Consider the following 16125-nt stretch of genomic DNA (forward strand, 5'->3'; position numbering starts at 1 on the left):
GCGGACGGTCTATTCCGGCAGCGTGGCGTCGCCGGCGTTGAGCGCGCGCTGCATGAGAACGGTATCGACCCAGCGACCGAACTTGAAGCCGACGGACCTGAGCATGCCCGCATGCTCGAAACCGCACGCGGCATGCAGGGCGAGCGAGGCGCGATTGCCGCTGTCGCCCACGTTCGCGATCAGTTGACGCCACGGACCGCCTTCGCATCTTGCGATGAGCGTGAGCAGCAGTGCACGACCGACGCCCTGCCCGATGGCGTCGGCGGCGATGTAGACCGAGTCTTCCAGCGTGAACCGATAGGCCGAGCGCGGCCGGTAATGTGTCGCGTACGCGTAGCCGAGTATCTTGCCGTCGCGTTCGGCGACGAGGTACGGCAAACCCGCGTCACACACCTTCGCGCAGCGCTCGCGCATCTGCGTTTCATCCGGCGGCACTTCTTCGAACGATGCCGAGCCTGTGCGCACGTGATGTGCGTAGATAGCCGTGATGGCCGGTAAGTCTTCGTCGCGCACCGCACGCACGGTGCACGCGCTACGCGCGAGTTCGGTGCCGGCGCGGCGGGGCGTATCCCCCGATGCTGCGGGGTCAGCCGAAGACGACGAATGCGTGAGATTGGACGACGACATACGAACGAGCCAGTGCATTGAAGTGATGACGGGCCGGCGTTCCGGTCCCTGATTGCCGCTAGTTTGCGCCGTTACGATCTATAAGAAAAGCTTGCGAAGATTATGAGACGCATAAGCGTTACTTTGAGGTGGCGCTCATGCCCCATTCGGTTCGGGCGGCACACCGCCCGCGCGCTGCACAGCATCGCTGCCCGCTACACTCGTGGCGCCCGGTTGCGCGTTCATCGCATCGAGGCGCTGACGCACGAAGCTGATGTGCTCGCGAAGCACGTAAAACTGATCGGCATAGGCGAGCGGAATCTTCAGTCGATTGACGGCCGCCTCGATGGTATCGAGCCGTTGGCGCAGATTCGGATACTCGATGTGCGCGTCGTCCGCGAGCGCCTCGCGCTCCAGCGCGATGAGTCCGCCATACCACCGGTACAGACGCGATTTCACGCGCCAGCTATACAGCGACGGCACCAGCCGGAACGCCGGAATCAGCACCACGATGATCGGCACCAGCAACACGACGATCCGGTCGGCAAGGCTGGCGATCCAGAACGGCAGATGACGGTACAGGAAGCCCTTGCCCGATTTGTAGTAGCGCGCGGCATCGTCGGAAATCGGAAATTCGTGCACCTGTGCCGAAGGAAACTCCCCGGCGCGTTGCAGCAGATTCGCTTTGCCGTGGACTTCACGCGCGGCTTCGACCAGCAGATCGGAGAGCGCCGGGTGCAAACTTTCGCGGGCGACGAGTTCGACGGTGGGACTGATGACGTGGACCGGTTGCGCGGGCAGATTGCGCCCGAGATCGAAGACACCGCGTGGCAACGTCAATTGATTGAGATAGGTGAAGCGTCGCGTGTAGGCATCGGCCTGCGCGAAGTCCATCAGGCGAATGCCGGGCGTTCGGATGAGCTTGCCCATCGTCGGCCCCGTGGCGGAGTCGCCGGTGAGCATGGCGGCGTCCACCCGTGCGTCAATCAGTGCTTGCGCGGCTTCCTGCCCGTCGTAGGCAGTGAGTTTCGTAGGGCCGCCCGGTTCGATGCCGTTCGCTTTGAGCAACGTGAGCGAGAGCGCGCGTGCGCCGCTGCCCTCCCGGCCGATGGCGATGCGCTTGCCGGCGAAGTCCGACAGTTTGGTGACGCGTTCACCCCGATAGAACACCGAGATCGGCGCGTAGAACATGCTGCCCAGCGAGACGAGTCCGTCGATGTCGAGTCCTTGCGACACACCGCCCTGCACCAGTCCGAGGTCGACAGGCTGATGCTCGTCGGCCAGACGTTCGACGTTCTGGCGCGACCCTTCCGATGGCAGCACATTGAGTGTTATCCCGTCGCGCGCGAGGATGGTCTTGTAGCGCTGCGCGGCCGTCCAGAACGAACTGCCTTCGGGGCCGGCGCTTAACGTGATGGTGCGCGGCGGGGCCGGTTGCACGAGCCATACGGCAAGCCAGATGGCGGCAATCGCGACAAGAACCACGGGGCCGAAGGAGACGGCGAGATCCCGCCAGGAAATCGCGACGAAGCGCGCGCGGAGTCGCCGATGGGCGGGTTGGTTAGAGTCAGTCGTCATTAATGTGTATTAGCTGAGACTTGATCTGACAGGTAGTCGGAAGGATTAAGCGGTCACGGCAGCTGAATGAGGAATGAGTTTCTCCTTGGCGAGCGAGAGAGAATCGAGGAAAGTCTGCATGGGCGTCTTGCCATAGCACCATCGACCTTGATGTTCTCGCCGCGTGTTGTACTCGTCAAGCCAGTGGTCGAGGTCGGCCTGCAGTGCGGGGATGCAGTCGTAGATTTTCCTGCGAAAGGCGATGCGATAGAACTCGTTGAGCATCGTCTTGTGCAACCGCTCGACGATACCGTTGGTCTGGGGCGACCTGGCCCGAGTACGGGTGTGGTCGATGTTTTCCACCGCCAGATAGAGCTCATACTCGTGATGCTCGGGGTTACCGCAATATTCGGTGCCACGATCGGTCAGGATGCGCATAAGCGGGATGCCGTGGCTATCGAAGAAGGGCAGAACGCGGTCGTTGAGCAGATCAGCCGCCGGCAGTGGCGTCTTGCGATCGTAGAGCTTGGCGAATGCGACCTTCGAGTAGGTATCGACGAACGTCTGCTGGTAGACCCGGCCCACCCCTTTGAGCGTGCCGACGTAGAAGGTGTCCTGAGCGCCGCAGTAGCCGGGACACTCTGACTCGAATTCGCCGTGCGTTTCTTTCTCAAGCTTGGCCCGCTCGAGCGAGGCGAGCTGGGTCTCGGTGAGCACCAGCCCTTCCTGCGCAGATTTGGCCTCCAACGCCGTCAGGCGTTTGTTCATGGTCTCGAGGTCGTGACGTAGCCAGATGCTGCGCACGCCCTGAGGCGAGACGTGCAGCGCATGACGCTTGAGCACCTCATTGGCGATGCGGATCTGGCCGTACGCGGGCAACTCCAGGGCCAGCTCGACCACTGCGGCTTCGACCTGCGGATCCACGCGATTCTTGGGCTGCGGGCGCCGCCGAGAGATTTCCTGCAGGGCGGCTTCGCCGCCCGTCTCGTACAGTTCTTTGAATCGGTAAAAACTGTCGCGTGAATAGCCCATCACGCGACACGCTTGACTGACATTACCGAGCTGGCGGGCTAGCTCGAGAATTCCGACTTTGGCACGAATGACTTTCTGATCTTGCGTCATGGTGGACTCCTTGCGGTTCAGGGACCGCAACGTTGCCGTCACTGGATGCGACGAACAACGCTGTGCCCCGGGAGAAACCGACAGCTGTCAGATTTAGTCTAGGCTATTACAATTAATGAATCGGGCGGGCTTGTCCAACACCCGGCCGATCATACGCCATCTACGGGGACAAATTCCTTTCTCACCCATCGCGGGCGCGTCAGCGGTGGGCGAGACTTTGCGCGAGTTGTTTCCAGAGGTGGTCGGCGGCGGGCGAGAGACGCCGCCCGACGCGCGTCATCATCTGACTGGAGAAACCGGCCGCAATCGGATGATCGATGGGCACCGCCACCAGTTCGCCGAGTTCGATGCCGCGCCGCGCGGTGATTGCCGACATGAACGCCACGCCGAGCCCCGCCGCGGCAAGTGTCTGCGCGGTGTTGAACAGATCGACGCGATACGCCGGAATCACATTCAGACGCGCGGTATCGAGCACCGAATGCACGAACTGCTGCACACCGTGCGCTTCGGTCATGAAAATGAGACGCTCGTGGACCAGCTCCGAGGGCGGCACGTTCGCCATCTTCGCGAACCGGTGCGTGGGTGCGACCACGGCGCACAGCGCCTTTGCCGCGAACGGGTGGATGCGCATGGCGGGATCGTCTTCCGAGCGGGCGCACAGGCCGATGTCGACCACGTCGTCGCGCACGAGCGAAAGGACGACTGGCGTGGGGCCGGAGCGGATCTCGACGAGAATGTCCGGATAGCTCATCGAGAAGCGCTGCAAGGCCTGCGCGATCAGACGGCCGATGAACCCTTCGCCGACACCGATGGCTACGCGTCCGCGCTTCAGATGCCGGTATTCCTCCAGGCGCGCGGACAAGTCGCGCTGACGTCGCTGGCCGTCACGGTAGTAATCGATGAGCACCTGACCGATTTCCGTGACCATCACATTGCGTCCGCGCCGCTCGATAAGCGGAAAACGCAGACGCCGCTCCAGCGCCGCGATCTGCCGGCTGACCACGGACGGGTTCACGCCGAGCGATTCGGCGGCCATGCGCACGCCGCCCGTCGCGGCGATTTCGGCTAAGTATTTGAGCGGACGCTCGCCGATGTCGTCCATCCATGTATCGCTGGTCATCATTCGCCAACCCCTTGAATCGACGGCCGTTTTTGCGGGCGGCACCGGCATTGCCGGGACCTTGGGCCGCACTGGATTGTTGCCTTGAAGGCAACATTTTGACGTGCTTTGCGTCATGGGTGCGAAATTTCGTCGGTGCAATACTCCGCGTTATTCAAAAAGAGAGGAGCCCCCAATGCGCGAGATTCGCTATTGCGAAGTGAGCGATCTGGCCGACGTGCGCGAGCAGCTGGCCGACATTCGTCACCATATCCACCAACACCCCGAGCTGTCTTACGAGGAAGTCGATACGTCGCGTTATGTGGCGCAAAAGCTGGAAAGCTGGGGATATCGGGTCACGCGTAACGTCGGCGGCCACGGCGTGGTGGCCTCGCTCACGGCCGGGTCGAGCCGGCGCACGGTCGGCGTGCGAGCCGACATGGACGCCCTGCCGATTCGCGAGCAGACGGGGCTGGCGTACGCCAGCGTGCACGACGGCAAGATGCACGCGTGCGGCCACGACGGTCACACGGCCGTGTTGCTCGGTGCGGCCCAGCAACTCGCCAGAACCCGCAATTTCGACGGCACGGTCAATCTGATTTTCCAGCCGGCGGAAGAGGCGGGCTCGAACAGCGGTGCCGAGCAGATGATCGCCGACGGCTTGTTCGAGCGTTTTCCGTGCGACGCGATTTTCGGTTTGCACAATCACCCGGGCGTCGCCACGGGCACCTTCGGTTTCCGTGCCGGCCCGCTCATGGCCGCGTGCGATACGGTCAGGATTCGCATTCACGGTCGTGGCGGCCATGCGGCGCGTCCGCATCTGGCCGTCGACCCGGTGGTGATCGGCAGCAGCCTTGTGATGGCATTGCAGACCGTGGTCGCGCGTAACGTCGATCCGACCGAAGCCGCCGTGGTGACCGTCGGTACGTTCCATGCAGGCTTCGCTCCGAACGTGATTCCGGAGGACGCTACGCTGGAACTGAGTGTGCGCTCCTTCTCGGCGACGGTGCGCGCGACGCTCGAAACGCGTATCTGCGCGCTGGTGAAGTCGCATACCGAAGGATATGGGGCGAGCGCGGACATCGAGTACATCCGCGGCTATCCGGTGCTCGTGAATAGCGAAGCGGAAACCGAATTCGCGCGTGGCGTTGCCGAGGAACTGGTCGGCGCCGGACAGGTTATCTCGCCGTTCCCGCCCATCGCGGGCAGCGAAGACTTCGCGTACTACCTGCAAAAGGTGCCGGGTTGCTTCATCCGTCTCGGTAACGGCGAGGGCAAGCCGATGCTGCACAACGCCAAGTACGACTTCAACGACGACAATCTGACCATCGGTGCCGCCTTCTGGACGCGTCTGGTCGAACGCTTTCTTGCCAAGGACCGCGCATGAGCATCGCAACGCAATCGCAGCCGCAACCACAGCTTCAACCGTTTCCGGCAGACGGCGCGCAGCCGTCGCCGGCGACATCGATGTCTGCCTCACAGCAACGCAAGATCGTTTTCGCGGCCGTCATCGGCAATTTGCTGGAATTCTTCGACTTCACGGTCTACAGCTACTTCGCGCTGACCATCGGCAAGCAATTTTTCCCGGCGGACGATCCCATCACGTCGTCGCTGCTCGCGTTCGCGGTGTTCGCGGTGGGCTTCGTGATGCGCCCGCTCGGTGGCATCGTGCTCGGCCGCTACGCCGACCGCGCCGGCCGCAAGCCCGCGCTGACGCTGACCATCTTGCTCATGGCGATCGGCTCGGCCGCCATCGGCCTTGCGCCGACGTACGCCCAGATCGGTCTGGCTGCACCGTTGCTGATCGTGAGCGCACGGTTGCTGCAGGGCTTTGCCCAGGGTGGCGAATTCGGTGCGGCGACGGCGACGCTGCTCGAAGTCGGCGGCGCGAAAAGCCGTGGCTTCCGGGCAAGCTGGCAGTTGGCGAGTCAGGGTGCGGCGGCACTGCTTGGTTCGGGACTCGCGGCAAGCCTTGGTTTCCTGCTCTCGGACGACACCATGCACAGCTGGGGCTGGCGCATTCCGTTTCTGCTCGGCACACTGATCGCACCGGTCGGTATCTATTTGCGCCGTCACATTCAGGAAGAGCCGCCGAAGGCAAAGACCGTTGCCGGACGCGACGATCCCAGACGTGGCCTGTACGTACGTAACTGGTTCCTCACGATCTTCTCGATCGCGGGCATGTCGGTGTCCACGTACGTGATGATGTATTACATGCCGACGTACTGCATTCAGTACCTGGGGCTGCCGCCGAAGATGTCGATGCTGGCGGGCGTTGCGGCCAGCACGATCTCGCTGGTGATGTGCCCGGTCTACGGCATGTGGTCCGACAAAATGGGCAAGCGCAAGCCGCTCACGATGCTCGGACGCGTGGCACTGATCGTGCTGCTGTACCCGGCGTTCTGGGTCATGACGCACTACCCCTCGCTGCCGGTCGTGCTGGCGGCGCTGATCGTACTGATGTTCTGCTACACGATGGGGTCGGCTCCGGCATATGCGCTGATGCCGGAGAACTTCCCGAAGCATCTGCGCGCGGGTTACATGTCGAGCGCGTACGCGATCTCCGTGTCGGTGTTCGGCGGGACGGCGCAGCTCGTCGCCGGCTGGCTGATTCGCGTGACGGGCAACAAGATGGCCCCGGCGTGGTACATGATCGCCTGCGTAGTCGTGTCGCTCATCGCCGTGTCGATGTTCGAAGAAACGGGGAGCAAGGTGCTGGACGAGTAAAGGCGGGAGAGTCGACCGGGGCCTGGGAAGTTCGGCACCCCGGCCGTTGGTACGCATCGGTTTCGCGGTTTCGCGTGCGTGACTGCATCTGCGCGAGCCCGCCGCGGCGTGAGCGACGCTACAGCCGCTCGAAAATGGCGGCGATTCCCTGGCCGCCGCCGATGCACGTCGTCACGAGGGCATAACGCGCGCCGGTGCGCTGGAGTTCGTGCACAGCCTTGGTCACCATGATGGCGCCGGTTGCCCCGACCGGGTGACCGAGCGCAATGGCCCCGCCGTTCGGATTGACGCGCGACGCATCGAGGCCCATCGACTTCAGAAACGCCCCCACGACCGACGCGAACGCCTCGTTGACTTCGATCACGTCAATGTCGCCGCAGCGAAGATCCGCTCGCTTGAGCACCTCGCGCGTGGCCACGACCGGCCCGATGCCCATCTCCGCAGGCAACACCCCGACCCGTGCATGAGCGACAAGGCGCGCGAGCGGCCGCATGCGCCGGATCTGCGCGTTTCTCAGCGTCGTTATCAGCACCGCGCACGCGCCGTCATTGATGCCCGATGCATTGGCCGCCGTGATCGTGCCGTTCTCGCGGCGAAATACCGGCTTGAGCCGGGCGAAATCGTCGGCGCTCGGGCACGCGCGCACACGTTCGTCGCGCGTGAAGGTCGAGGGCTTTCGTGCGGTGCCGACTTCGACCGGCACGATCTGCGCGTCGAAGTAGCCACTGGCGATGGCGTGCGCCGCGCGTCGATGGGAAGCGAGCGCAATGGTGTCCTGCTCGTCGCGTCCGATGTCGAACGATGTTGCGATTCCCTCGCCCAGCTCGCCCATATGCACGCCGGTCATCGGATCGGTGAGCCCGCCCATGAGCATGTCGGTCGCAACCAGGTCACCGGGACGCGAGCCGAAACGATTCGCGGGCAGGAGGTAGGGCGCCAGACTCATGGTTTCGGCGCCGCCGCCAATGGCGGTCTCGGCTTCTCCCGCATCGACGAACTGGGCCGCGAGTAGCACCGCTTCGAGTCCGGAGCCGCACAGCCGGTTGACGGTGAGCGCGGCCGCTTGCGGCGCGATGCCACCGCCGATCGCCACGCAGCGGGCGAGGTACATATCGCTTGCCGACGCCTGATGGACGTTCCCGAAGACGATCTGCTGGACGCCGTCGCCCGTGACGCCGGTGCGATCGAGCAGCGCCTGTACGACGGTACTTCCAAGATAGGCGGGCGGCTTCTCGCGCAGCGTTCCGCCAAATTCGCCGATGGCCGTGCGAACGGCGTCGACGATGACGACGTCGGTATGCATGGCGAAGTCCTCCGACCTTTGCACGCCGTTGGGCCGAAGGACCGACACCGCGTTGTGCGCCGCAGTCGGCCTGCGCGGCCAGATGCCTTAGCTTAGGTCGCCATGTCGCGTCGCGCACCTGACAATGTTGACAGGTGTCACACCGTGCAAAGCCTGCCACGCGCTCACGTTAGCGCCGTCATTTCCCGAACGTCACGTCCCGGTCGAGCGGATACACCGGCCGGTTCACGCGCGAGAAGGGAAACAGCGCGTAGTTCGAGCTTGTCACGCCGTCGCTGTCGCATTCCACCAGCCCGGCCGAGATCGGCTCGAAGACCGGGCGGCAGTACATGCGGGACTTGAGCAGCAGGAAACGCTCGCTGCGCGGATCGAGCCCCACACAGGTGAATACACCGTGGTCCCACGGCTCGTGGGTGCGCTCGGTCACGACGATGCGTGCCGGACCGATGTCGAACAGGACCGTACGTCCCATGTAACAACGCTGTCCCGTGTACGTCGGCCCCGTCACCACGTATTCGCCATCGCTGACCTTGCGCACGATGCCCGTGAGCACCGGCGGCGTCTTGACGATGCCCAACTGCGTGAGCGCCCGCTTGTTGCCGAGCGCCAGTGTGACCTCGGCGCCCTCGCCCGCGGCAATCAGCGTCGCCACGGCCTGCGGGTCGCACAGCGGGCCGACGCCGATGCCGGTGAGGCCGCCGGCAAGCGCAGCCTCCAGCACGTCCATCGTGTCGCACGTGCCACCCGACATGCAGTTGTCACTGTGATCGAGCAGCAGCACCGGCTTGTCGGCGCCCTCACTCAACCGCTTCGCTTCGGCAATCGACTCGGCGAGCGGCGCGCTGCGATAGACGAAGCCGTCGCGCTCGTCCCATGCCTGCGCGGCGATGCGATCGGCCACCGCCTGCGCCCGAGCGACACCGTCCGGAGTGTCGTCGGCCGTCACCACTACGCTGATGCACGGCGCGGGAATGTCCGCGAGCGAGAAGCCCGAGAATACGGAAACCGCCGGGATGCCCTCCTCGGCTTCGGCGCGTCGCGCGGCGTCCAGCGCCCGCTTCATCGCGCCGCCATGGCTCGTGCTGCGCAGCGAATGCACCATCAGCGGCGGTTGCTGCCACACCACCGTCGGGTGACGTTTGCCGGCCAGCATTTCGAACAACAGACGCCCGGCATGCTCGCCCGTCTCGTACATGTCGACGTGCGGATATGTCTTGAACCCGACGACGATGTCGGCGTTGCGCACGATCTTCTGCGTGACGTTCGCATGCAGGTCGAGCGCCACGGCGATGGGGGTGTCCGGTGCAGCGGCACGCACGCGTTCGAGCAGATCGCCCTCGCCGTCGTCGCTGTTTTGCGCAACCATCGCGCCGTGCAGGTCGAGCAAAATCGCATCGACGCCGCTCGCCGCCGCCACGATGCGATCGCACAGCGCGTCATACGCGCTCGCCGCCACCGGACCGCTCGGATTCGCACTGGCGGAGACCGGTGTCACCATTTGTGCGCCGGCGGCCTGCGCCAGGTCAATGAACGCGGACATCGCCGTGCGCATGCCCTTGTTGTCGCGGTACGCGTCGGCGTCGTAGGTCGGACCCTGGTTGCCGAAGGCTTCGAGTGGCGTGGGCACCGGCGAGAACGTGTTCGTCTCGTGATTCATTCGCGCGATCATCACTTTCATGCGGCACCTCCCGCGCGTTGCAGCATGGCCTGCAACAGCACATTGCATCCGGCTTCGAGATGCGCCGGCTCGGCGTCTTCGATTTCGTTGTGGCTGATGCCGTCCTTGCACGGCACGAAGATCATTGCCGTGGGCGCAACGCGTGCCAGATATACCGCGTCGTGACCTGCCCCGCTGATCGCGTCCATCGACGAATAGCCTAGCGTTTGCGCACCGGTGCGGATCGCGTCGACGAGTTCGGGAGCGAACGGCTGCGGCGGGAAGTACACGACCTGCTCGATGGCGACGTCGATGCCCTTCGTGCTCAGTGCGCCGCACTCGGCACGCAGCTTGGCGTTCAGGGCGTCGAGCGTGGTGTCGTCGGCGGCCCGCAGGTCGACGGACAGCTTCACGCGTCCCGGAATGACGTTGCGCGAGTTGGGATAGTTGTCGACCCAGCCGACGGTGCCGCGCGCATGCGGCGCGTGCTCGCAGGCGATACGGTTCACGGACTGAATCAATTGTGCGGCGGCGAGCAGCGCGTCGCGGCGCAATTCCATCGGCGTGGGGCCGGCGTGGGCCTCCATGCCGGTGATTGTCACGTCGTACCAACGCTGGCCGAGGGCGCCCTGCACTACGCCGATGGTCTTCCCGTGGGCTTCGAGCACCGGCCCTTGTTCGATATGGGCCTCGAAGTAGGCGCCCACCGCGCCCGGGGCGCCGAGCGCCGGCTCCGGACCTGCATAGCCGATGCTGTCCAGCGCTTCGGCTACGCTTACCCCGTCGTGGTCCCTCTGCGCGAGCGCATGATCGAGCGTGAAGGCGCCCGCGTACACGCCCGAGCCCATCATCACCGGGACGAAACGCGAGCCCTCTTCGTTCGTCCACACGGCGACTTCGAGCGGCGCTTCCGTCACGATCCGGTTGTCGTTGAGCGTGCGCAGCACTTCGAGCCCGGCGAGTACGCCGTAATTGCCGTCGAACTTGCCGCCGGTCGGTTGCGTGTCGATGTGGCTGCCGGTCATGACCGGCGGCAGCGCGTCGTTGCGCCCGGCCCGGCGCGCGAAGATGTTACCGATGGCGTCGATACGCACCGTGCAGCCGATCTCCTTCGCCCACGCGACGAACAGGTCGCGGCCCTGGCGGTCGAGGTCCGTCAGGGCAAGACGGCAGACGCCGCCCTTGTCCGTCGCACCGATTCGCGCGAGTTGCATGAGACTGTCCCACAGACGCGCACCGTCGATGCGCACTGCGGCGGCCCGTTGATCGAGACGTTCCATGTTCTACCCATCCTTGAGAGTTGCGGGCATCGGCGAATTCGGCAACTACGCCACGCCGACCCCGAGATAACGGTCCTTGACGACGTCGTCGGCGAGAAACGCAGCGTTGTCCGCGCCGTACACGATCACGCCCTGCTCGACGATGTAATGCCGGTCGGCCAACTGCGTGCACACTTCCAGATTCTGTTCGACGAGCAGGATCGCCACGCCCGCCTGCTTGATGAGTCTCAACTGCGCCACGATCTCCTCGACGATCACCGGCGCGAGGCCTTCGACCGGTTCGTCGAGCATGAGCAGACGCGGATGGTTCAGCAGCGCGCGTCCGATGGCGAGCATCTGCTGTTCGCCGCCGGACAATTGCGCGCCACCGTTCTTGCGACGCTCCTGCAAGCGCGGAAAGATGCGATAGATGTCGTTCAGTTGCCATGGCGAATCGCGTCGCGCGCCCAGCTTCAGGTTCTCTTCCACGGTGAGCAGCTTGAAGATGCCGCGATGCTCGGGCACGAAGCACACGCCTCGCGCAGCGATGCGATGTGCGGCCATGCCGGTGATCGGCTTGCCCATGAACGCAATGCTGCCCGCCTTGGGTATCACCACCCCGGCGATGGTCTTGAGCGTGGTCGACTTTCCCGCGCCGTTACGGCCGAGCAGCGTGACGAGTTCGCCGTCGCCGATGGTGAGCGACACGCCCTGGAGAATATGGCTTTTGCCGTAATAGCTGTGAATACCTGCAACATCGAGAATCATGCACGGCCTCCGGTGATCATGTTGCCGAGGTATGCGGCGCGCACGCGTTCGTCGGCACGGATCGCGTCTGGCTTGCCTTCGACGAGTACCCGGCCTTGCTGCATGACGGTGATCGTGTCGGAGATGTCCATCACGATATTCATGTTGTGCTCGATGAGCACGACGGTATGGTCCTCGCGCAGGCCGCGAATGAGCTGTTTCATGTCGTCGAGATCGTCGATGCCCATGCCGGACGTCGGTTCGTCCAGAAAAATCGCCTTGGGCCGCGCGGCGAGCGCCATGCCGACTTCGAGGCGTCGCTGCTGGCCGTGCGAGAGCGATCCCGCCGCCGTGTTCGCGTGACGTGTCAGCGCCAGACGTGCGAGGACATCGTCGACGATGGAGGCACAGGCGCGCGGGCCGTCCGCCTTGCGCCAGCACGACAGTGCGCGGCGCGGCGTGACGCCGAGCGCGGCGAGCCGCAGGTTCTCGCGCACGGACAGGTTCTGGAACAGCGCCGTGACCTGAAACGAGCGCGCGATGCCGCGTTGCACACGACGATAGTCCGCCTCGGTGGTGACGTCGTGGCCGTCGAACACGATGCGTCCGCCGGAGACCGGCACGGTGCCGGTGAGCATGTGAAACAGCGTGGTCTTGCCCGCGCCGTTCGGGCCGATGACGGAGTGCACCGTGCGCGGCGCCACTCGCAGATCGACGCCATGCAGCGCAGTGAACTTGCCGTAACGTTTGACGATGCCCGAAGCTTCGATGAGTGCGTCGCTCATGTCGGGTCTCCCTGTGTGTCCAGTTTGCCGCGAGGCGTGTTGCGTTTTCCGGTCATGCGGTACCACAGCGTCTCGCCCACGCCCCACAGACCGCGATGCATGAACAGACTCACGGCGATGAGCAGCAGTCCGAGCAGCAGCAGCCAGCGCGGCCAGAGCGTGGAGAGCCAGTCGGCGGCAAGTACGTAAAACGCCGCGCCCAGCACCGAAGCGAACAGATTTCCCGTACCGCCGATCACCGTCATCACGAGGATCATTTCGCTGGTGTGGTACTCGATGTTGGACAGCGGCGCGATCCCCGTCATCAATGCATGCAGCGCGCCAGCCAGCGCCGTGACTGCCCCGGAAATCGCGAACGCCACGAGCTTGAAGGTCTTCACGTGATAGCCGATCGCCGCCGCCCGCGTTTCGTTGTCGCGTATCGCGAGCAGGGTGCGGCCGAAGACCGAATCGGCCACACGCAGCAGCAACGCAAAGACGACGAGGAACACGATGGCGACGAAGGTGTAGTACTGCCAGGGTGTCTCCAGCGCAACGACGGTCTTGCCGCCCAGCGTCAGCGATTTGCGCGGAATGTCGAGCAGTCCGTTGTCGCCGCCGGTCCAGTCGGTCGCGGTGTATGCGAAGAAGTAGAACATCTGTGCGCACGCGAGCGTGAGCATCACGAAGTAAGTGCCCTTCTGACGGATCGCGAACCTGCCGACGATGGCGGCGATCGCCGCGCCCAGCACGATCGAGGCGACGATGGCCACGGGCATGGGCAGCGACCAGCGCGTGAGCATGATGCCCAGCGTGTAACTGCCCAAACCGAAGAAGATGCCCTGTCCGAACGACAGCAGGCCGGTATAGCCCAGCAACAGGTTGCAGCCGAGTACGGCGAGCGCGTAGACCAGCACTTCGGTGGCGAGCGTGCCCGACGAAAGCGTCACCGGCAGGATCAGTGTGACGGCCGCGGCGAGCAGCCAAAAGCGATAACGTACCAGCATCATCCCCTCCCCAGCAGGCCGTGCGGACGCATGAGCAGCACCGCCGCCATCGCCACATAAATCATCAACCGTGCGCCTTCCGGCCAGATCGTACTCATCAGACTCTGCACGATGCCGATCACGAGACCGCCCACGAGCGCTCCGGCAAAGCTGCCCATGCCGCCGATGACGACCACCACGAACGCAATGCCGAGCGCTTCGATGCCCATGAACGGCTCGACGCCGCGCACGGGCGCTGCCAGCACGCCAGCCAGTGCGGCCGTGCCCGCGCCCAGCGCGAATGCGAAACTGAACACGCGAAACACGTTGATACCGAGGAGCGAGACCATCTCCGACGATTCGCTGCCCGCGCGAACGGCACTGCCCAGACGCGTGCCTTCGAGCAGCCACCAGAGCACCGCGGCGAAGATCGCGGTAAAGCCGATGAGGAACAGGCGGTACTTTGGATAGATGAAACTGCCCCACATCACCACGCCGTCGAGCACTTCGGGCACCGCGACGTTATCGCCCAGCGGTCCCCAGACGATGATGACGATCTCCTGCACCACGAGAGCGAGGCCGACGGTAACGAGGATGTGGAATTCGTGCGCTTTTTCGTAGATGTGCGAGAGCAGCACTTTCTCGGCGATCCACGCGAGCGCGCCCACGACCAGGGGGCACACGACGAGCGCAAGCCAGAACGACAGGCCCCATTGCAGCGCCTGATAGCAGAAGTACGCGCCCAGTAGATAGAAGGCGCCGTGCGCGAAGTTGACGAAGCGCAGCAGGCCGAAGATGATCGATAAGCCGACGGCGAGCAGGAAGTACAACATCCCGATCCCGACGCCGTTGATGATTTGCAGCAAATAGACGTTCATGCGCGTCCCGGAGAGCTTTGGTGCAGACGTGGAACACCTTGCACCGCCCTGCTCTCGCAGCGCGGCACAGACGGCACGTGCGGGGACCATGACGTGTGTCCCCGCGAGCGGCAGACTTCAGGCGGCCCTCAGGCCATCATGCGGGGAGGACGAACGTGCGTCGTGTCGCATGACGGCCAATGACGGCATCAGGCCATCTTGCACTCGGTCTTGTCGAGCGGCAGGAACGATTTCCCGGCGCTCACGATATCGGCGTAGTCGTCGGCATTCTTCATCTTCGACTTCGCCTTGCCCTTGAGCAGGTAGTAGTTTTTGAGTACCTGATGGTCGCCCTTGCGAATCTCTTCCGGACCGGTGAGACCGTCGTACTTCATGCCTTCCATCGCGGCGACGACCGCCTTCGGATCGGCGCTGCCCGCCTTGACCATGCCGTCGAGCATGAGCTTGGTGCAGATATACGAGCCGGCGAGGCTGTAGTTCGGGTTCTGCCTGAAACGGTCCTGCGTGCGCTTGACCAGATCGAGATTCAGCGGCGAGGCCACGGCATGCCAGTACTGCGCGCCGAAGTACACGCCGTCGCACAGATCGGCGCCGAGCGTCTCGAATTGTTCCAGACCCGACGCCCATGCCATGAGGATCGTGCAGTTCTTCTTCATGCCGAAGCTCACCGCCTGACGCAGGGTGTCGGACGATTGCGAGCCGAAGTTCAGAATCAGCAGCACGTCCGGCTTTGCCGCGGCCGCATTGGTCAGATAGCCCGAGAATTCCTTTTCCGTCAGCGAGTGATAGCTGTTGCCAACGTGCTCGATGCCCTTCTCCTTGAAGATGTTCTTCGCGGCGGTGAGCAGTCCTTCGCCGAAGACGTATTGCGGCGTGATCGTATACCAGCGCCTGGCCTTGGGCATCGATTCGATGAGCGGGCGCACCGTCTGTTCGATGGCCCCGAACGTCGGCACCGACCAGCGGAACGTGGCAGGGTTGCAATCCTTGCCCGTGATTTCATCGGCGCCGGCCGTGGTGATGAAAATACCGCCGGCCTTCTCCGCCTCCTTGCCCAAGGCCAGCGCTTCGGACGACAGAATGCCGCCGGCGAAGAAGCGCGCGCCCTTTTGCTGCGCGATTTCCTGCACGCGGCGGATAGCGGTTGCAGGTCTACCCTCGGTGTCGAGCGTGGTGTAGGCGAGCGGGCGGCCGAGCACCTTGCCATATTGCTCGACGATGAGCTTCATGCCGAGATCCGCGAACTTCCCGTTCGCGGCGAACGGCCCCGACATCGGCACCGGACAGGCCAGCTGGATTGCCCCCGTGCCTTGCGCGAACACGTCGCGAGCGGTGAATAGGGAGCCAGGCACAGACGCCGCGGCGGCGAGCTTCAACAGTTCACGACGATTCAATTTGGTCTCCATGCGGGGGAGCAATC

The 16125-nt window shown here is 64.1% G+C and carries 14 protein-coding genes; 2 read left to right on the forward strand and 12 right to left on the reverse strand.

Annotated features, from left to right (window positions below; all coding sequences use genetic code 11):
* Positions 1–9: 9 nt before the first annotated feature.
* From AB870_RS00445 to AB870_RS00460, 4 genes are all read right to left on the reverse strand, one after another.
* Positions 10–627 carry a GNAT family N-acetyltransferase gene (locus AB870_RS00445; protein ID WP_084664037.1) on the reverse strand — a complete coding sequence of 206 codons (618 nt, stop codon included), beginning with the start codon at positions 625–627 and terminating at the stop codon, positions 10–12.
* A 135-nt stretch (positions 628–762) separates the two neighbouring features.
* Positions 763–2184, reverse strand: a complete 1422-nt coding sequence (locus AB870_RS00450; RefSeq protein ID WP_047906505.1) for a TAXI family TRAP transporter solute-binding subunit — start codon at positions 2182–2184, stop codon at positions 763–765.
* Between the two features lie 45 nt (positions 2185–2229).
* Complete coding sequence (locus AB870_RS00455; protein ID WP_047906141.1) at positions 2230–3285, reverse strand: IS481 family transposase; 1056 nt, start codon at positions 3283–3285, stop codon at positions 2230–2232.
* A 199-nt stretch (positions 3286–3484) separates the two neighbouring features.
* Positions 3485–4408, reverse strand: a complete 924-nt coding sequence (locus AB870_RS00460; protein WP_237170016.1) for a LysR family transcriptional regulator — start codon at positions 4406–4408, stop codon at positions 3485–3487.
* A gap of 172 nt (positions 4409–4580) precedes the next feature.
* Between AB870_RS00460 and AB870_RS00465 the strand changes: the two genes are divergently transcribed.
* Together AB870_RS00465 and AB870_RS00470 are read left to right on the forward strand one after the other, a co-directional pair.
* Positions 4581–5771: a M20 aminoacylase family protein gene (locus AB870_RS00465; RefSeq protein ID WP_047906506.1), complete on the forward strand. Its 1191-nt coding sequence runs from the start codon at positions 4581–4583 to the stop codon at positions 5769–5771.
* Positions 5768–7111: an MFS transporter gene (locus tag AB870_RS00470; protein WP_084663180.1), complete on the forward strand. Its 1344-nt coding sequence runs from the start codon at positions 5768–5770 to the stop codon at positions 7109–7111. The genes AB870_RS00465 and AB870_RS00470 overlap by 4 nt, the downstream gene beginning before the upstream one ends.
* 118 nt (positions 7112–7229) lie before the next feature.
* Here AB870_RS00470 and AB870_RS00475 read toward each other — a convergent pair whose 3' ends face one another.
* From AB870_RS00475 to AB870_RS00510, 8 genes are all read right to left on the reverse strand, one after another.
* The gene (locus tag AB870_RS00475; protein WP_047906507.1) at positions 7230–8414 is read right to left on the reverse strand and encodes an acetyl-CoA C-acyltransferase; all 1185 of its coding nucleotides are present in this window, start codon (positions 8412–8414) and stop codon (positions 7230–7232) included.
* Between the two features lie 178 nt (positions 8415–8592).
* A complete protein-coding gene (locus AB870_RS00480) occupies positions 8593–10092 on the reverse strand; it encodes a M81 family metallopeptidase (protein ID WP_047906508.1) in 1500 nt (499 codons plus the stop codon).
* The gene (locus tag AB870_RS00485) at positions 10089–11351 is read right to left on the reverse strand and encodes a Zn-dependent hydrolase (RefSeq protein WP_047906509.1); all 1263 of its coding nucleotides are present in this window, start codon (positions 11349–11351) and stop codon (positions 10089–10091) included. The genes AB870_RS00480 and AB870_RS00485 overlap by 4 nt, the downstream gene beginning before the upstream one ends.
* Before the next feature lie 45 nt (positions 11352–11396).
* Positions 11397–12098, reverse strand: a complete 702-nt coding sequence (locus tag AB870_RS00490; RefSeq protein WP_047906510.1) for an ABC transporter ATP-binding protein — start codon at positions 12096–12098, stop codon at positions 11397–11399.
* On the reverse strand, positions 12095–12862 hold the full coding sequence (locus tag AB870_RS00495; protein WP_047906511.1) for an ABC transporter ATP-binding protein: 768 nt from the start codon (positions 12860–12862) through the stop codon (positions 12095–12097). The genes AB870_RS00490 and AB870_RS00495 overlap by 4 nt, the downstream gene beginning before the upstream one ends.
* The gene (locus AB870_RS00500; protein WP_174554733.1) at positions 12859–13848 is read right to left on the reverse strand and encodes a branched-chain amino acid ABC transporter permease; all 990 of its coding nucleotides are present in this window, start codon (positions 13846–13848) and stop codon (positions 12859–12861) included. Before AB870_RS00500 ends, AB870_RS00495 begins: the two co-directional genes overlap by 4 nt.
* Positions 13848–14705: a branched-chain amino acid ABC transporter permease gene (locus tag AB870_RS00505; protein ID WP_047906513.1), complete on the reverse strand. Its 858-nt coding sequence runs from the start codon at positions 14703–14705 to the stop codon at positions 13848–13850. Before AB870_RS00505 ends, AB870_RS00500 begins: the two co-directional genes overlap by 1 nt.
* A gap of 188 nt (positions 14706–14893) precedes the next feature.
* Entirely contained in the window at positions 14894–16099 is a 1206-nt protein-coding gene (locus AB870_RS00510; RefSeq protein ID WP_047908620.1) for an ABC transporter substrate-binding protein, read from the reverse strand.
* Between the last annotated feature and the right edge of the window lie 26 nt (positions 16100–16125).

Origin of the sequence: Pandoraea faecigallinarum (assembly GCF_001029105.3) — a bacterium.
GTDB lineage: Bacteria > Pseudomonadota > Gammaproteobacteria > Burkholderiales > Burkholderiaceae > Pandoraea > Pandoraea faecigallinarum.

Coding starts and splice junctions, on each gene's coding strand:
- AB870_RS00445 (WP_084664037.1), bottom strand. CDS start 627: ATGTCGTCGTCCAATCTCACGCATTCGTCGTCTTCGGCTGACCCCGCA.
- AB870_RS00450 (WP_047906505.1), bottom strand. CDS start 2,184: ATGACGACTGACTCTAACCAACCCGCCCATCGGCGACTCCGCGCGCGC.
- AB870_RS00455 (WP_047906141.1), bottom strand. CDS start 3,285: ATGACGCAAGATCAGAAAGTCATTCGTGCCAAAGTCGGAATTCTCGAG.
- AB870_RS00460 (WP_237170016.1), bottom strand. CDS start 4,408: ATGATGACCAGCGATACATGGATGGACGACATCGGCGAGCGTCCGCTC.
- AB870_RS00465 (WP_047906506.1), top strand. CDS start 4,581: ATGCGCGAGATTCGCTATTGCGAAGTGAGCGATCTGGCCGACGTGCGC.
- AB870_RS00470 (WP_084663180.1), top strand. CDS start 5,768: ATGAGCATCGCAACGCAATCGCAGCCGCAACCACAGCTTCAACCGTTT.
- AB870_RS00475 (WP_047906507.1), bottom strand. CDS start 8,414: ATGCATACCGACGTCGTCATCGTCGACGCCGTTCGCACGGCCATCGGC.
- AB870_RS00480 (WP_047906508.1), bottom strand. CDS start 10,092: ATGAAAGTGATGATCGCGCGAATGAATCACGAGACGAACACGTTCTCG.
- AB870_RS00485 (WP_047906509.1), bottom strand. CDS start 11,351: ATGGAACGTCTCGATCAACGGGCCGCCGCAGTGCGCATCGACGGTGCG.
- AB870_RS00490 (WP_047906510.1), bottom strand. CDS start 12,098: ATGATTCTCGATGTTGCAGGTATTCACAGCTATTACGGCAAAAGCCAT.
- AB870_RS00495 (WP_047906511.1), bottom strand. CDS start 12,862: ATGAGCGACGCACTCATCGAAGCTTCGGGCATCGTCAAACGTTACGGC.
- AB870_RS00500 (WP_174554733.1), bottom strand. CDS start 13,848: ATGCTGGTACGTTATCGCTTTTGGCTGCTCGCCGCGGCCGTCACACTG.
- AB870_RS00505 (WP_047906513.1), bottom strand. CDS start 14,705: ATGAACGTCTATTTGCTGCAAATCATCAACGGCGTCGGGATCGGGATG.